This window comes from Ancylobacter oerskovii (assembly GCF_018390555.1).
Taxonomy (GTDB): domain Bacteria; phylum Pseudomonadota; class Alphaproteobacteria; order Rhizobiales; family Xanthobacteraceae; genus Ancylobacter; species Ancylobacter oerskovii.
This window is the reverse complement of record NZ_JAHBGB010000002.1, coordinates 362,316-374,834: the sequence shown is the minus strand read 5'-3', so window position 1 is coordinate 374,834 and position 12,519 is coordinate 362,316. Positions and strand designations below refer to the sequence as shown.

At 69.1% G+C, this 12,519-nt stretch carries 13 protein-coding genes; 2 read left to right on the top strand and 11 right to left on the bottom strand.

Features of this window, described 5'->3' with window-relative positions:
• Positions 1-6 precede the first annotated feature (6 nt).
• Positions 7-1,515 carry a tripartite tricarboxylate transporter permease gene (locus tag KHC19_RS02005; RefSeq protein WP_213350343.1) on the top strand — a complete coding sequence of 503 codons (1,509 nt, stop codon included), beginning with the start codon at positions 7-9 and terminating at the stop codon, positions 1,513-1,515.
• A gap of 78 nt (positions 1,516-1,593) precedes the next feature.
• Here KHC19_RS02005 and KHC19_RS02000 read toward each other — a convergent pair whose 3' ends face one another.
• The 5 genes from KHC19_RS02000 to KHC19_RS01980 all read right to left on the bottom strand — a co-directional run bounded on the left by KHC19_RS02000 (position 1,594) and on the right by KHC19_RS01980 (position 6,104).
• Entirely contained in the window at positions 1,594-2,553 is a 960-nt protein-coding gene (locus tag KHC19_RS02000; RefSeq protein ID WP_213350342.1) for a LysR family transcriptional regulator, read from the bottom strand.
• 61 nt (positions 2,554-2,614) lie between these two features.
• Positions 2,615-3,163: a carboxymuconolactone decarboxylase family protein gene (locus KHC19_RS01995; RefSeq protein WP_213350341.1), complete on the bottom strand. Its 549-nt coding sequence runs from the start codon at positions 3,161-3,163 to the stop codon at positions 2,615-2,617.
• 189 nt (positions 3,164-3,352) lie between these two features.
• Positions 3,353-4,387 carry a Gfo/Idh/MocA family protein gene (locus KHC19_RS01990; RefSeq protein ID WP_213350340.1) on the bottom strand — a complete coding sequence of 345 codons (1,035 nt, stop codon included), beginning with the start codon at positions 4,385-4,387 and terminating at the stop codon, positions 3,353-3,355.
• 47 nt (positions 4,388-4,434) lie between these two features.
• Entirely contained in the window at positions 4,435-5,535 is a 1,101-nt protein-coding gene (locus KHC19_RS01985) for an LLM class flavin-dependent oxidoreductase (RefSeq protein ID WP_213350339.1), read from the bottom strand.
• Positions 5,532-6,104 (bottom strand): flavin reductase family protein, encoded by a 573-nt coding sequence (locus KHC19_RS01980; protein ID WP_213350338.1) that lies wholly within the window; start codon positions 6,102-6,104, stop codon positions 5,532-5,534. Before KHC19_RS01980 ends, KHC19_RS01985 begins: the two co-directional genes overlap by 4 nt.
• Before the next feature lie 77 nt (positions 6,105-6,181).
• Between KHC19_RS01980 and KHC19_RS01975 the strand changes: the two genes are divergently transcribed.
• Positions 6,182-7,162 carry a LysR family transcriptional regulator gene (locus tag KHC19_RS01975; RefSeq protein WP_246548096.1) on the top strand — a complete coding sequence of 327 codons (981 nt, stop codon included), beginning with the start codon at positions 6,182-6,184 and terminating at the stop codon, positions 7,160-7,162.
• Here KHC19_RS01975 and KHC19_RS01970 read toward each other — a convergent pair.
• The 6 genes from KHC19_RS01970 to KHC19_RS01945 are packed head-to-tail and all read right to left on the bottom strand — an operon-like array spanning position 7,138 to position 12,194.
• Positions 7,138-7,599: a cupin domain-containing protein gene (locus KHC19_RS01970; protein ID WP_213350336.1), complete on the bottom strand. Its 462-nt coding sequence runs from the start codon at positions 7,597-7,599 to the stop codon at positions 7,138-7,140. The two genes, KHC19_RS01975 and KHC19_RS01970, sit on opposite strands and share 25 nt — an antisense overlap.
• A gap of 17 nt (positions 7,600-7,616) precedes the next feature.
• Complete coding sequence (locus tag KHC19_RS01965; protein WP_213350335.1) at positions 7,617-8,714, bottom strand: Ldh family oxidoreductase; 1,098 nt, start codon at positions 8,712-8,714, stop codon at positions 7,617-7,619.
• Positions 8,711-9,163 carry a cupin domain-containing protein gene (locus KHC19_RS01960; protein WP_213350334.1) on the bottom strand — a complete coding sequence of 151 codons (453 nt, stop codon included), beginning with the start codon at positions 9,161-9,163 and terminating at the stop codon, positions 8,711-8,713. The genes KHC19_RS01965 and KHC19_RS01960 overlap by 4 nt, the downstream gene beginning before the upstream one ends.
• Positions 9,160-10,185, bottom strand: a complete 1,026-nt coding sequence (locus KHC19_RS01955) for an amidohydrolase family protein (RefSeq protein ID WP_213350333.1) — start codon at positions 10,183-10,185, stop codon at positions 9,160-9,162. Before KHC19_RS01955 ends, KHC19_RS01960 begins: the two co-directional genes overlap by 4 nt.
• A 9-nt stretch (positions 10,186-10,194) precedes the next feature.
• Positions 10,195-11,724 carry a tripartite tricarboxylate transporter permease gene (locus KHC19_RS01950; RefSeq protein ID WP_213350332.1) on the bottom strand — a complete coding sequence of 510 codons (1,530 nt, stop codon included), beginning with the start codon at positions 11,722-11,724 and terminating at the stop codon, positions 10,195-10,197.
• A 17-nt stretch (positions 11,725-11,741) separates the two neighbouring features.
• Positions 11,742-12,194, bottom strand: a complete 453-nt coding sequence (locus KHC19_RS01945; protein ID WP_213350331.1) for a tripartite tricarboxylate transporter TctB family protein — start codon at positions 12,192-12,194, stop codon at positions 11,742-11,744.
• Positions 12,195-12,519 lie beyond the last annotated feature (325 nt).

Sequence of the window (12,519 nt, the reverse complement as noted above, 5' to 3'; positions counted from 1 at the left end):
CAGGGCATGGAACTCTTCAACGACCTTCTGCTCGGCTTCTCCGTCGCCCTGACGCCGATGAACCTCGTCTACGGCTTCCTCGGCGTGCTGCTCGGCACGGTGATCGGCGTGCTGCCCGGCCTCGGGCCGGTGGCGACCATCTCGATCCTGCTGCCCGTGACCTTCGCGCTGCCGGCGCCGGCGGCGCTGATCATGCTGGCCGGCATCTATTACGGCGCGCAATATGGCGGCTCGACCACGGCGATCCTGGTCAACCTGCCGGGCGAGAGCTCGTCGGTGGTGACCGCCATCGACGGCTACCAGATGGCCCGCAAGGGACAGGCCGGGCTGGCGCTGGCCACCGCCGCCTTGTGCTCCTTCATCGCCGGCACGCTGGCCACCGTGGTGATCGCGGTAGCGGCGCCGGCGCTCGCCGAGGTGGCGCTCGACTTCGGGCCGGCCGACTATTTCTCGCTGATGCTGTTCGGCCTGGTGGCGGCGGTGATCCTCGCCCATGGCTCGATCGTCAAGGCGATCGGCATGATCCTGGTCGGCATCCTGCTCGGCACCATCGGCATCGACGCCAATACCAGCGTCGAGCGCTTCACCTTCGGCGTTCCCTCCTTCGGCGACGGCATCGACTTCGCGGTGATCGCCATGGGCATGTTCGGCATCGGCGAGACCATCTCCAATCTCGGCGGCACCGACCAGAGCCGCACCTTCGTGAAGGAGGTGAAGAACCTCTGGCCGCGCTGGGCGGACATCAAGCGCTTCATCCGGCCGGCGCTGCGCGGCACCGCGCTCGGCGGCTGCCTCGGCCTGCTGCCGGGCGGCGGGCCGGTGCTGGCCTCCTTCTCCACCTATGCGCTGGAGAAGAAGCTCTCCAAGACGCCGGGCGAATTCGGCAAGGGCGCCATCGAGGGCGTCGCCGGGCCGGAGGCCGCCAACAACGCCGCGGCGCAGACCGCCTTCATCCCGATGCTCACCCTCGGCCTGCCCTCCAGCGCGGTGATGGCGCTGATGATCGGCGCCCTGATGATGCAGGGCCTGTCGCCGGGGCCGCAATTGATGAACCAGCGGCCGGACCTGTTCTGGGGGCTGATCGCCTCGATGTGGCTGGGCAATCTGATGCTGGTCATCCTCAACCTGCCGCTGGTCGGCATCTGGGTGAAGCTGCTCTCGGTGCCCTATCGCATGCTCTATCCGGCGATCATGCTGTTCTGCTGCATCGGCGTGTATTCGATCCACAACAACGCGCTCGACGTGGTGCTGGCGGCGATCTTCGGCGGCTTCGGCTTCCTCGCCAAGAAGCTGCATTGCGAGCCGGCGCCGCTGCTGCTCGGCTTCATCCTCGGGCCGATGATCGAGGAGACGCTGCGCCGGGCGCTGCTGATCTCGCATGGCGACCCGATGGTGTTCGTCGAGCGGCCGATCAGCCTGAGTTTCCTGGTGCTGACCTTCCTTCTGCTCATCGTGCTGGTGGCGCCGATGATCCGGGTGACGCGCCAGCGCGCCTTCGAGGAAAGCACCGACTGAAGCGGGGCAATGTAGGGTTTAAACGACGACGGCCGGGCATGGAGCCCGGCCGTTTCGCGTGGAAGAAGCCGGCTTTGCTCAGGCGACGCCGGCCAGCGTGCGCTGCTGCGGCGGCGCCCAATGGGGCGCGTTGTCCGGCAGGGCGCTGAAGATGCCGCGCTGGGCGAGCGCGTCGATCTCGGCGCGCAGCAGGCCCATCACCGCATGGGCGGCGGCGCTGACATTGTCGCCGACATGCGAGAGCATGATGGTGCGGCTGAGATTGACCCCGCCCACCGCGAGACCGGTAAGCAGGCCCTCGTCGATCTCCTTGCGGAAGGCGGAGATCGGCATGATCGAGGCGCCGCGCCCGCGCAGCAGCATGCGCCTGATCGCCTCCACCGCGTCGATCTCGCAATCGACCTCGATGCACACGCCATGCGAGGCGAGCTGCTCGTCGACCAGCGCCCGGATGCCGCGCGTGACCAGCATCGGGGTGGAGGCGAGCTCGTCCAGCGTCACCACCGGCGAGACGCCGCGCGACAGGCGGGGCATCACCACCACGATCGGCTCGGTGAGCACGGCGGTGAAGCGCAGCGCACGGTTGGGCGGCGGGTTGGTGAGCAAAGCGAGGTCGACCTGGCTGTTGACGAGATCGACCTGCAGTCGGCGGGTGAATTCCTCGACGATGGTGAGGTTGATCGCCGGATAGGCGGAGGCGCAGCGCTCGATGAGGCCGGGCGTGAGCAGCGAGGACAGGGTCGGGGAGATGCCGACCACCACCCGGCCGGACACGCCGTCGCCGCCGATGTTCATCTCCTCGGTGGCGCGGGCGACTTCCTGCAGGATCCGGCGGCTGTGCTGCAGGAAGCGGCGGCCGGCAAGGGTGAGCTGCACCCCGCGCGGCAGCCGGACGAGGAGGGGAGTGCCCACCTCGGTCTCGATGCGCTGGATGTGCCGGCTGAGCGCCGGCTGGACGATGCCGAGATCGCGGGAGGCCCGGGTGATGCTGCCGAGCTCGGCAACGCGCACGAAAGCCTCGATGCTGCGCAGTTCCATGGCGTTTCCTCCGAGAGAGCCCCTGTTTTGTTGTGATGCGGGCTCTTTGCTGCTGATCCTCTCACGCGGGCGGCGGTACGCGAAACACGCGCAGCGCGATGGCAAGCATGGAATAATAGCCGAGCAGGCCGGTGAGCTCGATCACCGTGCGGCGCCCGAAGCGGGCGACCGCGGCGGCGAAGAGCTCGTCCGGCACGTCCTTCTGCCGATAGACGGCGCTGGCGAAATCATGCACCAGCGCGGCGTCGGCCTCGGTGAAATCGGGCCGGCGTCCCTCCGCCAGCGCCTCGATCTCGATCTCCGGCACCCCGGCCTTGCGCGCCTCGCGGGAATGGACGCCGAACTCGTATTCGGCGCCCCAATAGGCTGCCGTCGTGAGGATGGCGAGCTCGGACAGGCGCGGCGGCAGGCCGGTGCGGTAACGGCAGAAGGCGCCGACCGCCTGAGCGGTGGCGGCGAGCTCGGGGCTCTCGACATAGATGTGAAACGGCGCCGGCACCGCGCCGGCGCGCGGGCGGCCGATCTCCTCGAAGATGCGGCGCTGCTCGGCGTCGAGCGCGGCGGGGTCCAGCTCGCGGTAGCGGGGGGCGGGGTCGGTGGGGCGGTTCATCCTGTGCGGTGTCCTCGGTGTTTTCTGTCTTTTCCTCTCCCCGTTGGGGAGAGGTGGCCCGCGAAGCGGGTCGGTGAGGGGCTCTAGTGATTGGGGAATGAAGAAGGCCCCTCACCCCACCCCTCTCCCCCACGGGGAGAGGGAGCATCTTCATGATCAGCGTCGCACGGGCGACCGCCGGTATAAGTCTCACGCACTGGCTTTGAGCGCGGGGCGATCCACGGTCTCCCCTGCCTCCACCTTCACCGGCATGTTGGTCGCCACCGAGCGGCAGATCGCTTCCAGCACCGCGATGTTGCCGACCTTCTGCGCGTCGGTGAACACATAGGGTGCATCAGTCTCGATCGACCGCGCAAAGGCTTCGAGATTGGCGCGCACCGTGTCGGTCCATTCATATTCGCGCACCTCGCGCCGGCCGTCCTTGTGCTGGATGGTTAGCGTCGTCGGGCCGGGGGTGTCGGGATGCGTGTGGTTGCGCGCCTCGACCCAGGCGTCGGTGCCGAACACGGTGATGCCGATATAGAGCGGCGTCACCAGGATCGCGTTGAGATAGCCGGTGGCGCCAGAGGCGAAGCGGGTATGCACCGACACCACGTCGCCATTCGGCCGGTCGGAGGCGCGGCTGGCGGTGGCGGCGTAGACCTCGGAGATCGGCCCGAACAGCTCGAGGAAGCCGTCGGTGAGGTGGATGCCCATAGCGGTCATGCCGGCGGCGGGAGCGTCGACCGGCGAGGCGCGCCAGTCGCCCTTCGGTACGGCGGCGAGCTTGTCGTGGCTGAAATTCGCCTCGACATGCATGAGCGTGCCGAGGGCGCCCGATTGCACCAGCTCCTTGATCTGCAGCATGGCGAGCTCGTAGCGGCGCTCATGGCCGATGCCGAGCTTCACCCCGGCGGCGCGGCAGGCGGCGACCGAGCGCTCGGCGTCGGCACGGGTGAGCGCCAGCGGCTTCTCGCAGAACACATGCTTGCCCGCGCGGGCAACCTGCGCCACCTGCGCGGTGTGCAGCGAGTGCGGCGTGCACAGGATCACCGCATCGATGGAAGCATCGTTCAGCACGTCGTCCCAGTTCGTCGTCAGCGGGATGCCATGCTCGGCGGCGAAGGCGGCCTGCGCCTCCGAGGTATCGATGGCGGCGACGATGCGCAGTTCGCCGGAATCCGCCATGCGGCGGATCATGTGCTTGCCCCACCAGCCGAGGCCGGCAATTGCGGCGCGGATCATGTGTCCTCCCTTCGCCGCCTGCGGCGGCGGCTCTTGATCTTCGACGGTCACTCGGCGGCGGCGGAGCGGCGGCCGGCATTCACCGCCGGCATCACCTTCTCGGCCATCAGCTCCAGCGAGCGGATGGCGAGCCCCTTGTCGGCCCAGTCATGGCCGGCATAGAGCAGGGTGCCGAATTCGCCGATCTCCTCCTCGAAGGCGGCGAGCTCGTCGGCCACCTTGTCCGGCGTGCCCCAGATGACGAGGTCGGCCAGCACGCTGTCCACCGTCACCGATGAATCCGGCGCGCTCTGGTCGCGCTTGAACAGGTTGGCGCGGCCATTGCCGACCAGCTTGGTCGCCAGCGAGTTGTAATAGGCATAATACGGGCTGCCGGGCTCGGTGGCGTAGCGCTTCGCGGTGGCGAGGTCGTCGGCGACGAAGATGCTCTTCGCCACCCGCCAGTTCGCCGGATCGGCCGGACGCCCGCCCTTCTCGCAGCCCTCGACATATTTCGGCCAGTGGGTCTTCACCCAGCACGGCAGCAGGAAATTGGCCGAGATCGGCTCCCAGCCGCGCGCGGCCGCCTCGGTGACGCCCTTGGAGAACGGCGCCACCGCGGTGACGACGATCGGCGGGTGCGGGGTCTGGTAGGGCTTGTGCATCACCCCCTGGCCGAGCGCCGGCAGGTAGGTGCGCTCGGTGGTGATGGTCCAGTGCTGGCCGACCCGCTTGTAGGGCGCCTCGCCGGACCAGATGCCGAGTATGTGGTCGATGGCCTCGACGAACATCTCGGTGCGGTTCTTGTCGAGATTGCCGAACAACTCGGCGTCCGACAGAAGGCCGCCGGGGCTGATGCCCATGATGTAGCGGCCCTTCGCCATGTGATCGAGCATCGCCACCTCGCCGGCGACCCGGGCGGGGTGCTGGTTCGGCAGGTTGATGGTGCCGGAGCCCAGCTTGATGGTCCTGGTCTCTTCCAGCAGCCAGGCGATGAAGATCAGCGAGGAGGTGATGGTCTCGGCGCCGTCGGTGACGTGTTCGCCGAAATAGCCCTCGCAGAAGCCGAGCTTCTCGGCGATGAGGCAGAATTCCCGGTCCTCCCGCAGCGTCTCGGCGAGCGGACGGTGCAGCGGGTGGATCGGCATGGTGAAGAAGCCGAGTTTCATGAGGCGCGTTCCCGGTTCGCGGAAATGTCTTTCGAGGAAAGGTCGTTGGCCGGCGGATCGGCGGGCAGCAGCGCCGGGCCGCACAGGGCGCCGGTGGCGTAGATCAGCGGCTCGCCGTCGCGATGGGCGGCGCGCAGCACCCGGCCGAGGAAGATGAGATGGTCGCCGGCCTCGATGACCTGCTCGGTGCGGCATTCGAAGCGGGCGATGGTGTCCTCGATGAGCGGCGCGCCATGGTCGCCGATGCGATGCGCGACCGATCCGAACTTGTCGGCATGCGGGGTGGCGAAGTGGCGGCACAGATGCTTCTGGTGCGTGCCGAGCACGTTCACCGCGAAATGGCCGGCCGAGGTGAAGCTCGCCAGCGACGGCGCCTGCTTGCGCAGGCTCCACAGCACCAGCGGCGGATCGAGGGAGACCGACGAGAAGCTGTTGGCGGTTAGGCCCTCGAGCTTTCCGTCGGCGGTGCGCGTGGTGACGATGGTGACGCCGGTGGCGAAGCGCCCGAGCGCGCGCCGGAAGTGGCCATGATCGTCGCTGGATCGGAAATCGATGACATGTTCGCTCATGGAGATGAGCTTACGGTGGCGCCGGACGCTTCAGAAATGATATGATCTGCTCGTCTCCATCAGGAAACGTAATGGCGATGAGCGATACGCTGCGGGATGTCCGGCTGTTCGTGGCGGCCTATGAGGAACGCTCCTTCACGGCCGCGGCCGAGCGGGAGAACGCCACGCAATCCGGCGTCTCCCAGCATATCCGCAAGATCGAGGACCGCTTCGGCGTGAAACTGTTCGCGCGCGGCGGCGGCAGCGTGCAGCCGACCCCGGCCGGCGAGAGCTACTATCGCCACTGCATCGAATTGCTGCGGCTGAACGAGGCGGCCAACCGCTCGGTGGGACGCTTCGGCGTCGGGCTCGACGGCGAGATGGTGGTGGGGCTGATGCCGACCATGACCCGCTCGGTGCTGGCGCCGGCGCTGGCGCGCTTCGTCGCGCTGCATCCCAATGTGGTGGTGCGGATCACCGAGGCCTATTCGGCGACCCTCACCCAGCAGGTGCGGGCGGGCGAGCTCGCCTTCGCCATCGTCCCGGCCTCCACCGGCACGGTGGGGGTGAAGACGACGCGCTTCGCCTATACGCCGGAGGTGCTGGTTTCCGGCGCGGCGTCGGGGCGGGCGCATATGCAGCCGGTGCGGCTCGCCGATCTCGGGCCGATGAAGGTGGTGGTGCCGAGCGGCCAGAATGCGCGGCGCGCCAATATCGAGACCTATCTCGCTTCCAACGCGGTGGCGGTGGAACGGCGACTGGAGCTGGACGCCATGATGGGCACGCTCGATTTCGTCGCCTCGACCGACTGGGTGGCGATATTGCCGGGCCTGATGATGGCGCAGGAGGTCGAGCGGTCGGCCGCGCGGCCGGCCGGATGGGACATGCCCCGGCGCTTCACCATCAACCCCATCGCCGACCCGCCGCTCGGCATGGACCTCGTGCTGATCGAGCCGGCGCGCCGGCCGCTGGAGCCGGTGGCCGCCGCCTTCCTCGACGTACTGGCGCAGGAGACCGCGCGGATCGGCGAGGTGTGGGGCGAGCGGGCCGGGCTCTATGAAGAGGCCGGCTTGTCGTAGTGCCCGCCGCTCATGGTGCCGTCGGCGGCCCTGCCGGCGATGCCGTGGGTGGTGTCCTTCACCACGAAGAACAGCACGTCCTCCTCCGGCAGCGCCACCGTCGAGTGGATGATGCCGGGCGGGAAGTAGATGAGCGTGCCGGGGCCGGCGATCTGCTCGGGCTGGCCCTCGATGTTCACCCTGAGCCGGCCCTTCACCACATAGTTCCATTGCTCGTTGGGGTGGGAATGCGGGCGGGCGCCGGTGCCCGCCGCCTTGCGCATCAGCCCGCACTGGGTGCGGATGCCTTCCACCACCGAGCCGATGGCGGTGGAATAGCCGGGGCCGCCCTCGATGGCGGAAAGCTGATCGAGCTGGAACAGATAGGCACCGTCGCCGGCCTTGAAGGCGCCTTCGTTGATGGTCCGGCGTTCGGTCGCCGTGGTGGTGGCGGGCATGGCTGGTCTCCTGGGATCTAGGACTGCCGGGCGGCGAGCGGCTCGATGCCGAGCGTCGTGGCGAGCTCGTCGAGCTGGCGGCGCAGCGGCGGCGGGATCGGCACGCCGTCGCGGATGCGGGCCTCGCGCAAGACCGCGCGGCGGTCGCCGGGAATGCGCACCCCGTCGGTGCCCGGCAGCGGCGCGTCATGGCGCAGTTCGTCGAGCTGGCGCTGTAGGACGGCGGCGAAGGCGGCCGGCGGCATGAAGCGGGCGACGTCCAGCGCCACCAGGAAATGGCCGGTATTGGTCTCGGAGGTGGAATCGGCGTTGAAGTCGATCACCTCGCTGCCGAAGGCGGCGGCGTTGAGCGTGCCGGCCAGCAGGCCGAGCATCAGTGCGAGGCCGGAGCCCTTGTGGCCGCCGATCGGCAGCAGCAGGCCCTCGCCGCTGCGCTTGGGATCGGTGATGGCGCTGCCGTCCTTCCTGCTGACCAGCCAGCCCTCGGGCATCGGGACGTCGTTGAGGACATGCTTCTTGACGGTGCCGTAGGACACCACGGTGGTGGCGATGTCGAGCAGCACCGGCGGCTTGCCCTCGCCGGCGGGAATGGCGATGGCGAGCGGGTTGGTGCCGAGCAGCGAGGAGGTACCGCCCCAGGGCGCCATGTGGTTGGAGCTCGCCACCACCGAATAGATGCCGACAAGGCCGCGCTGCGCGAGCATGTCGACATAAAGCGCCGCCGGGCCGGCATGGTTGGAGCGGCGCACCCCGACCCAGGCGATGCCGATCTCGCGGGCGATGGCGGTGGCGGTGTCGGCGGCGACGCTCATCACCAGATGACCCATGCCGTTGTCGCCGTCGACCAGGGCGACGCCGGGCGCGGCGCGCTCCACCTCGATGCGCGGTGTCGGGTTGACCGCGCCGCCCTTCAGCCGCCGCACATATTGCGGCAGGCGGAAGATGCCGTGGCCGTCGGCGCCGGTGAGATCGGCCTCGGCCATCAGCTTGCCGACGCGCTGCGCGTCCTCGGCGGGAAGGCCGCAGACGCGCATGGCATCGGCGACAAGGTCCTCGATCGCCTGTGCCGGCGCGGTGGCGGCGATGCCGGGATCGGGTTTCACGGCGGCGTTCATGGGCGGCCTCCGGCGGCTTTGTCTCCGGCCTGCTTGTCCGCGGCATGTTCGGAGGCGATGGAACGGGTCTCGCCGGTCGCCGCCAGTGTGCGGGTGGCGGCGGTGTCGGCATAGGTCCAGAAGATGGCGAGCGGCGCGCTGTCCGAGGCGTTGCGGAAGCGGTGCGGCACGTCCGGCGGGATCCAGGTGGTGTCGTGCGTGGTCAACTCGTGGGTGACGCCGTCGATCTCGAACACCGCATCGCCTTCGAGGATGATGACGCTCTCCTCGCAATTATGGCTGTGCAGCGGGATCGCCGCGCCGGGACCGAAGCGGGTGATGCCGTTGAGCAGCCTCGTTGAGCCGAGCTCGGCGGTGACGAGCCGCACGGTGCGCGCGCCGCCGCCGCGCTCGGTGACGGGCAACTCGCTGGGGCGCAGGATGGCGGCGTTGCGGGTCTCGGTGCTCATGCGTTCACCGCCTGGCGCGAGGCGGCGGGGAGGCCGAACCAGCCGGCCGCGGTGGTGCCGAGAATGGCGGCCTCGTCGGGCTTTGGCAGGCCGGCGGCGCGCACCTGCCGGGCGCCTTCCAGCGTGCCCATGTCGAACGGATAGTCGCTGCCGAGCAGGATGTGATCGGCGCCGAACGTATCGGTGAGGTAGCGCAGCGCCGGGCCGAAATGGGTCAGCGTGTCGAAATAGAGCCGGCGGATCGAGACTTCCGGGCTCTCCTTGATGAAGCGCCGGCATTCCGGGCGCTCCTTCCAGCCATGGATCATCCGCCCGGTCTGGAAGGGCAGGAAGCCGCCGCCATGCACGAGGCAGATCCTGAGATCGGGATAGCGCTCCAGCACGCCGCCGAACACCAGCGAGGCGCTCGCAATGGTGGTCTCCAGGGGGTTGCCGATCAGGTTCTTGAGATAGAATTCCTTGGTGCGCTCGCCCGCCGCCGTCTTCTGCGGATGGATGAGGATGAAGGCGCCGAGCTCCTCGGCGGTGGCCCAGATCGGTTCCAGCGCCGGGTCGTCGAGATTCCTGCCCTCGATATGCGAGCCGATCTGCGCGCCCTTCAGCCCGAGCTTGGTGACGGCGCGGCGCAGTTCGTCGGCGGCGCGGGCGGGGTCCTGCATCGGCAGGGTGGCGATGCCGAGGAAGCGGTCGGGCCGGCGGCGCACCAGCTCGGCGATCGCCTCGTTCTGGATCTGGCAGAGCGCGCCGGTGAGTGCCGCCTCGCGCTCATAGAGGAAGGTCTGCGGGCAGTTGGACAGCACCTGCAGGTCGAAGCCGGCGATGTCGAGGTCGGCGAGGCGCCGGTCGAGATCCCAGCCGCCGCGCGGGAAGGGGCGCTGCACGATGTCGCCGACCTTCAGCACGCCGCCCTCGGCATCGACCTCCGAGAGGGTGGGGCCGATCTCGGGCGCCTCGCGGCGCATGCGGGCCATCATCTCCTCGGTGAGGATATGGGCGTGGACGTCGATCACGGGTGCGGTCATCGTCAGGTCCTAGTCGGAGGAATGGGACAGCGCCTCGGCGACGCCGGCACGGCGCGCCGCGCGGCGGGCGAGGAAGAAGCCGAACAGCGGCAGCACGAGCGAGCCGATCACCAGCAGTGCCAGCACGGCGGAGAGCGGGCGCTGGACGAAGATCGCCGGGCTGCCTTCCGACAGCATCAGGCTCTGGCGCAGCGAGCTCTCCATCAGCGGCGCCAGCACCACGGCGAGCACCAGCGGCGCGCGGGGGATGTCGGCGCGGATCATCAGGTAGCCGACCATGCCGAAGAACAGCGTCAGCCCGACATTGAACAGGCTGAGGCTGATCGCGTAGGCGCCGACCAGCGACACGACGAGGATGCCCGGCACCAGATAGGAATAGGGAATGCGCAGCACGCTGGCGAAGAGCGGGGCGAGCGGCAGGTTCATGATCAGCAGGATCACATTGCCGATGAACATCGAGGCGATGAGGCCCCACACCAGGTCGGCCTGCTCGGTGAGCAGCATCGGGCCGGGGCGGATGCCGAGCAGCACCAGCGCCGCCAGCAGCACCGCGGTGGAGGCCGAGCCGGGAATGCCGAGCGCCAGCATCGGCACCATGGCGCCGTGCGCGGCGGAGTTGTTGGCCGATTCCGCCGCCGCCACGCCGTCCAGCGCGCCATGGCCGAATTTCTCCGGGTGCGGGCTGGCCTTCTTCTCGACGACATAGGCGAGCAGGGCCGCCACCGTCGGGCCGGCGCCGGGCATCAGGCCGATGACGAAGCCGATCACCCCGCCGCGCAGCATCGCCATGCGGCACTCGACCCAGTCCTTGCGGGTCAGCCACATGTCGCGCAGCCGCGTGCGCACCGCCGCGCTGGCCTGCGTCTGCTCCATCGAGACCAGGATCTCGGCGATGCCGAACACGCCGATGGCGACGGGCAGGAAGTCGACGCCTTCCAGCAGCTCCAGCGAGCCGAAGGTGAGGCGCGAGGTGCCCTGGATCGGATCGGTGCCGACCAGTGCGATCATCAGGCCGAGGGTGGCGCCGATCATCGCCTTCACCGCCGAGCCGGTGCCGAGGCTGGCGGTGGCGGTGATGCCCAGCAGCGCCAGCAGGAAATATTCCGGGGCGGAGAAGCCGAGCGCGAAGGCGCTGAGCGCCGGGGTGAGGAAGACGAGCGCGGTGACGGCACCGATGCCGGCGAGGAAGGAGCCGATGGCGGCCGCGGCCAGCGCCTGCCCGGCGCGGCCCTGCCGGGCGAGCTGGTTGCCGTCGACGGCGGTCATCACGCTCGCCGCCTCGCCGGGCACGTTCACCAGCACCGAGGTGAGGGTGCCGCCATACATGCCGCCATACATGATGCCGGAGAGCATCACCAGCGCGGTGACCGGATCGAGGCCGAAGGTGACGGGCAGCAAGAGCGCCATGCCGGCCGAAGGGCCGATGCCGGGCAGGGCGCCGATGAGCTGGCCGAGCGTCACGCCGATGAACACGAACAGGAGGTTCGTCGGCGTCATGGCGACGGCGAAGCCCTGGGCGAGGGAGGCAAGGGCGTCCATTGAAAGCTCCCGCGCTGTCAGATGCCGAACGGGCCGGTGGGCAGGGCGATGCCGAGCCACGCGATGAACACGCCATAGACGAGGCCGGTGATCACCGCGGTGGTGAACAGGCTGGGGACCAGCGGTCGCCGTTCGATGCCGAGCAGCAGAAACAGGGAAAAGGCGATGGCGGCGGGCACGAAGCCGATGAGCGGGATGACGAGCACCATCACCCACAAGCCGGCGGCGAGCGCGGCGACGCGCACGAGGCCGCGCCGGTCCGGGAAGCTGTGCGGCTCGCCGCCATGGTCCATCGCCGTCGTCACCAGCAGCGCGATGGCGAGCACGATGCCGACCACCGCCACCCAGAAGGCGGCGAAGGCCGAGCCGGGCGCGAACTCGGCCCAATAGGGCAGCTCCCAGGTGCCGAGCAGCACCAGGGCCGAGAGAGCGAGCAGCGTCAGGGCGGTGATGACGTTGACGGCTTTCATGCGAGGCTCCGTTGCCGGTTCCGTTCAGGCGCAGAGGCGGCCGGGCGGACGGAGCGTCCGGCGCTTTGTTTTCCTCTCCCCGCCCGAACCCGGCTGTTGCCGAGTTCGGTTCCGTCAAGGTCGAAGCCGGAAACATCCAGCTTCGACGGAGAGGTGGCCCGCAAAGCGGGTCGGTGAGGGGGCGCGATTGGGACGCGTTGCTTCCCCCTCACCCCACCCCTCTCCCCACCGGGGAGAGGGAGCAGGTTGTTCCCGGCGGCACGGTCGGTGAGCTTGCTTGAGCCGGACGAGGCATCGGGAGGCTTGCTGCCCCTCTCCCATGGGC

Coding starts and splice junctions, on each gene's coding strand:
- KHC19_RS02005 (WP_213350343.1), top strand. CDS start 7: ATGGAACTCTTCAACGACCTTCTGCTCGGCTTCTCCGTCGCCCTGACG.
- KHC19_RS02000 (WP_213350342.1), bottom strand. CDS start 2,553: ATGGAACTGCGCAGCATCGAGGCTTTCGTGCGCGTTGCCGAGCTCGGC.
- KHC19_RS01995 (WP_213350341.1), bottom strand. CDS start 3,163: ATGAACCGCCCCACCGACCCCGCCCCCCGCTACCGCGAGCTGGACCCC.
- KHC19_RS01990 (WP_213350340.1), bottom strand. CDS start 4,387: ATGATCCGCGCCGCAATTGCCGGCCTCGGCTGGTGGGGCAAGCACATG.
- KHC19_RS01985 (WP_213350339.1), bottom strand. CDS start 5,535: ATGAAACTCGGCTTCTTCACCATGCCGATCCACCCGCTGCACCGTCCG.
- KHC19_RS01980 (WP_213350338.1), bottom strand. CDS start 6,104: ATGAGCGAACATGTCATCGATTTCCGATCCAGCGACGATCATGGCCAC.
- KHC19_RS01975 (WP_246548096.1), top strand. CDS start 6,182: ATGAGCGATACGCTGCGGGATGTCCGGCTGTTCGTGGCGGCCTATGAG.
- KHC19_RS01970 (WP_213350336.1), bottom strand. CDS start 7,599: ATGCCCGCCACCACCACGGCGACCGAACGCCGGACCATCAACGAAGGC.
- KHC19_RS01965 (WP_213350335.1), bottom strand. CDS start 8,714: ATGAACGCCGCCGTGAAACCCGATCCCGGCATCGCCGCCACCGCGCCG.
- KHC19_RS01960 (WP_213350334.1), bottom strand. CDS start 9,163: ATGAGCACCGAGACCCGCAACGCCGCCATCCTGCGCCCCAGCGAGTTG.
- KHC19_RS01955 (WP_213350333.1), bottom strand. CDS start 10,185: ATGACCGCACCCGTGATCGACGTCCACGCCCATATCCTCACCGAGGAG.
- KHC19_RS01950 (WP_213350332.1), bottom strand. CDS start 11,724: ATGGACGCCCTTGCCTCCCTCGCCCAGGGCTTCGCCGTCGCCATGACG.
- KHC19_RS01945 (WP_213350331.1), bottom strand. CDS start 12,194: ATGAAAGCCGTCAACGTCATCACCGCCCTGACGCTGCTCGCTCTCTCG.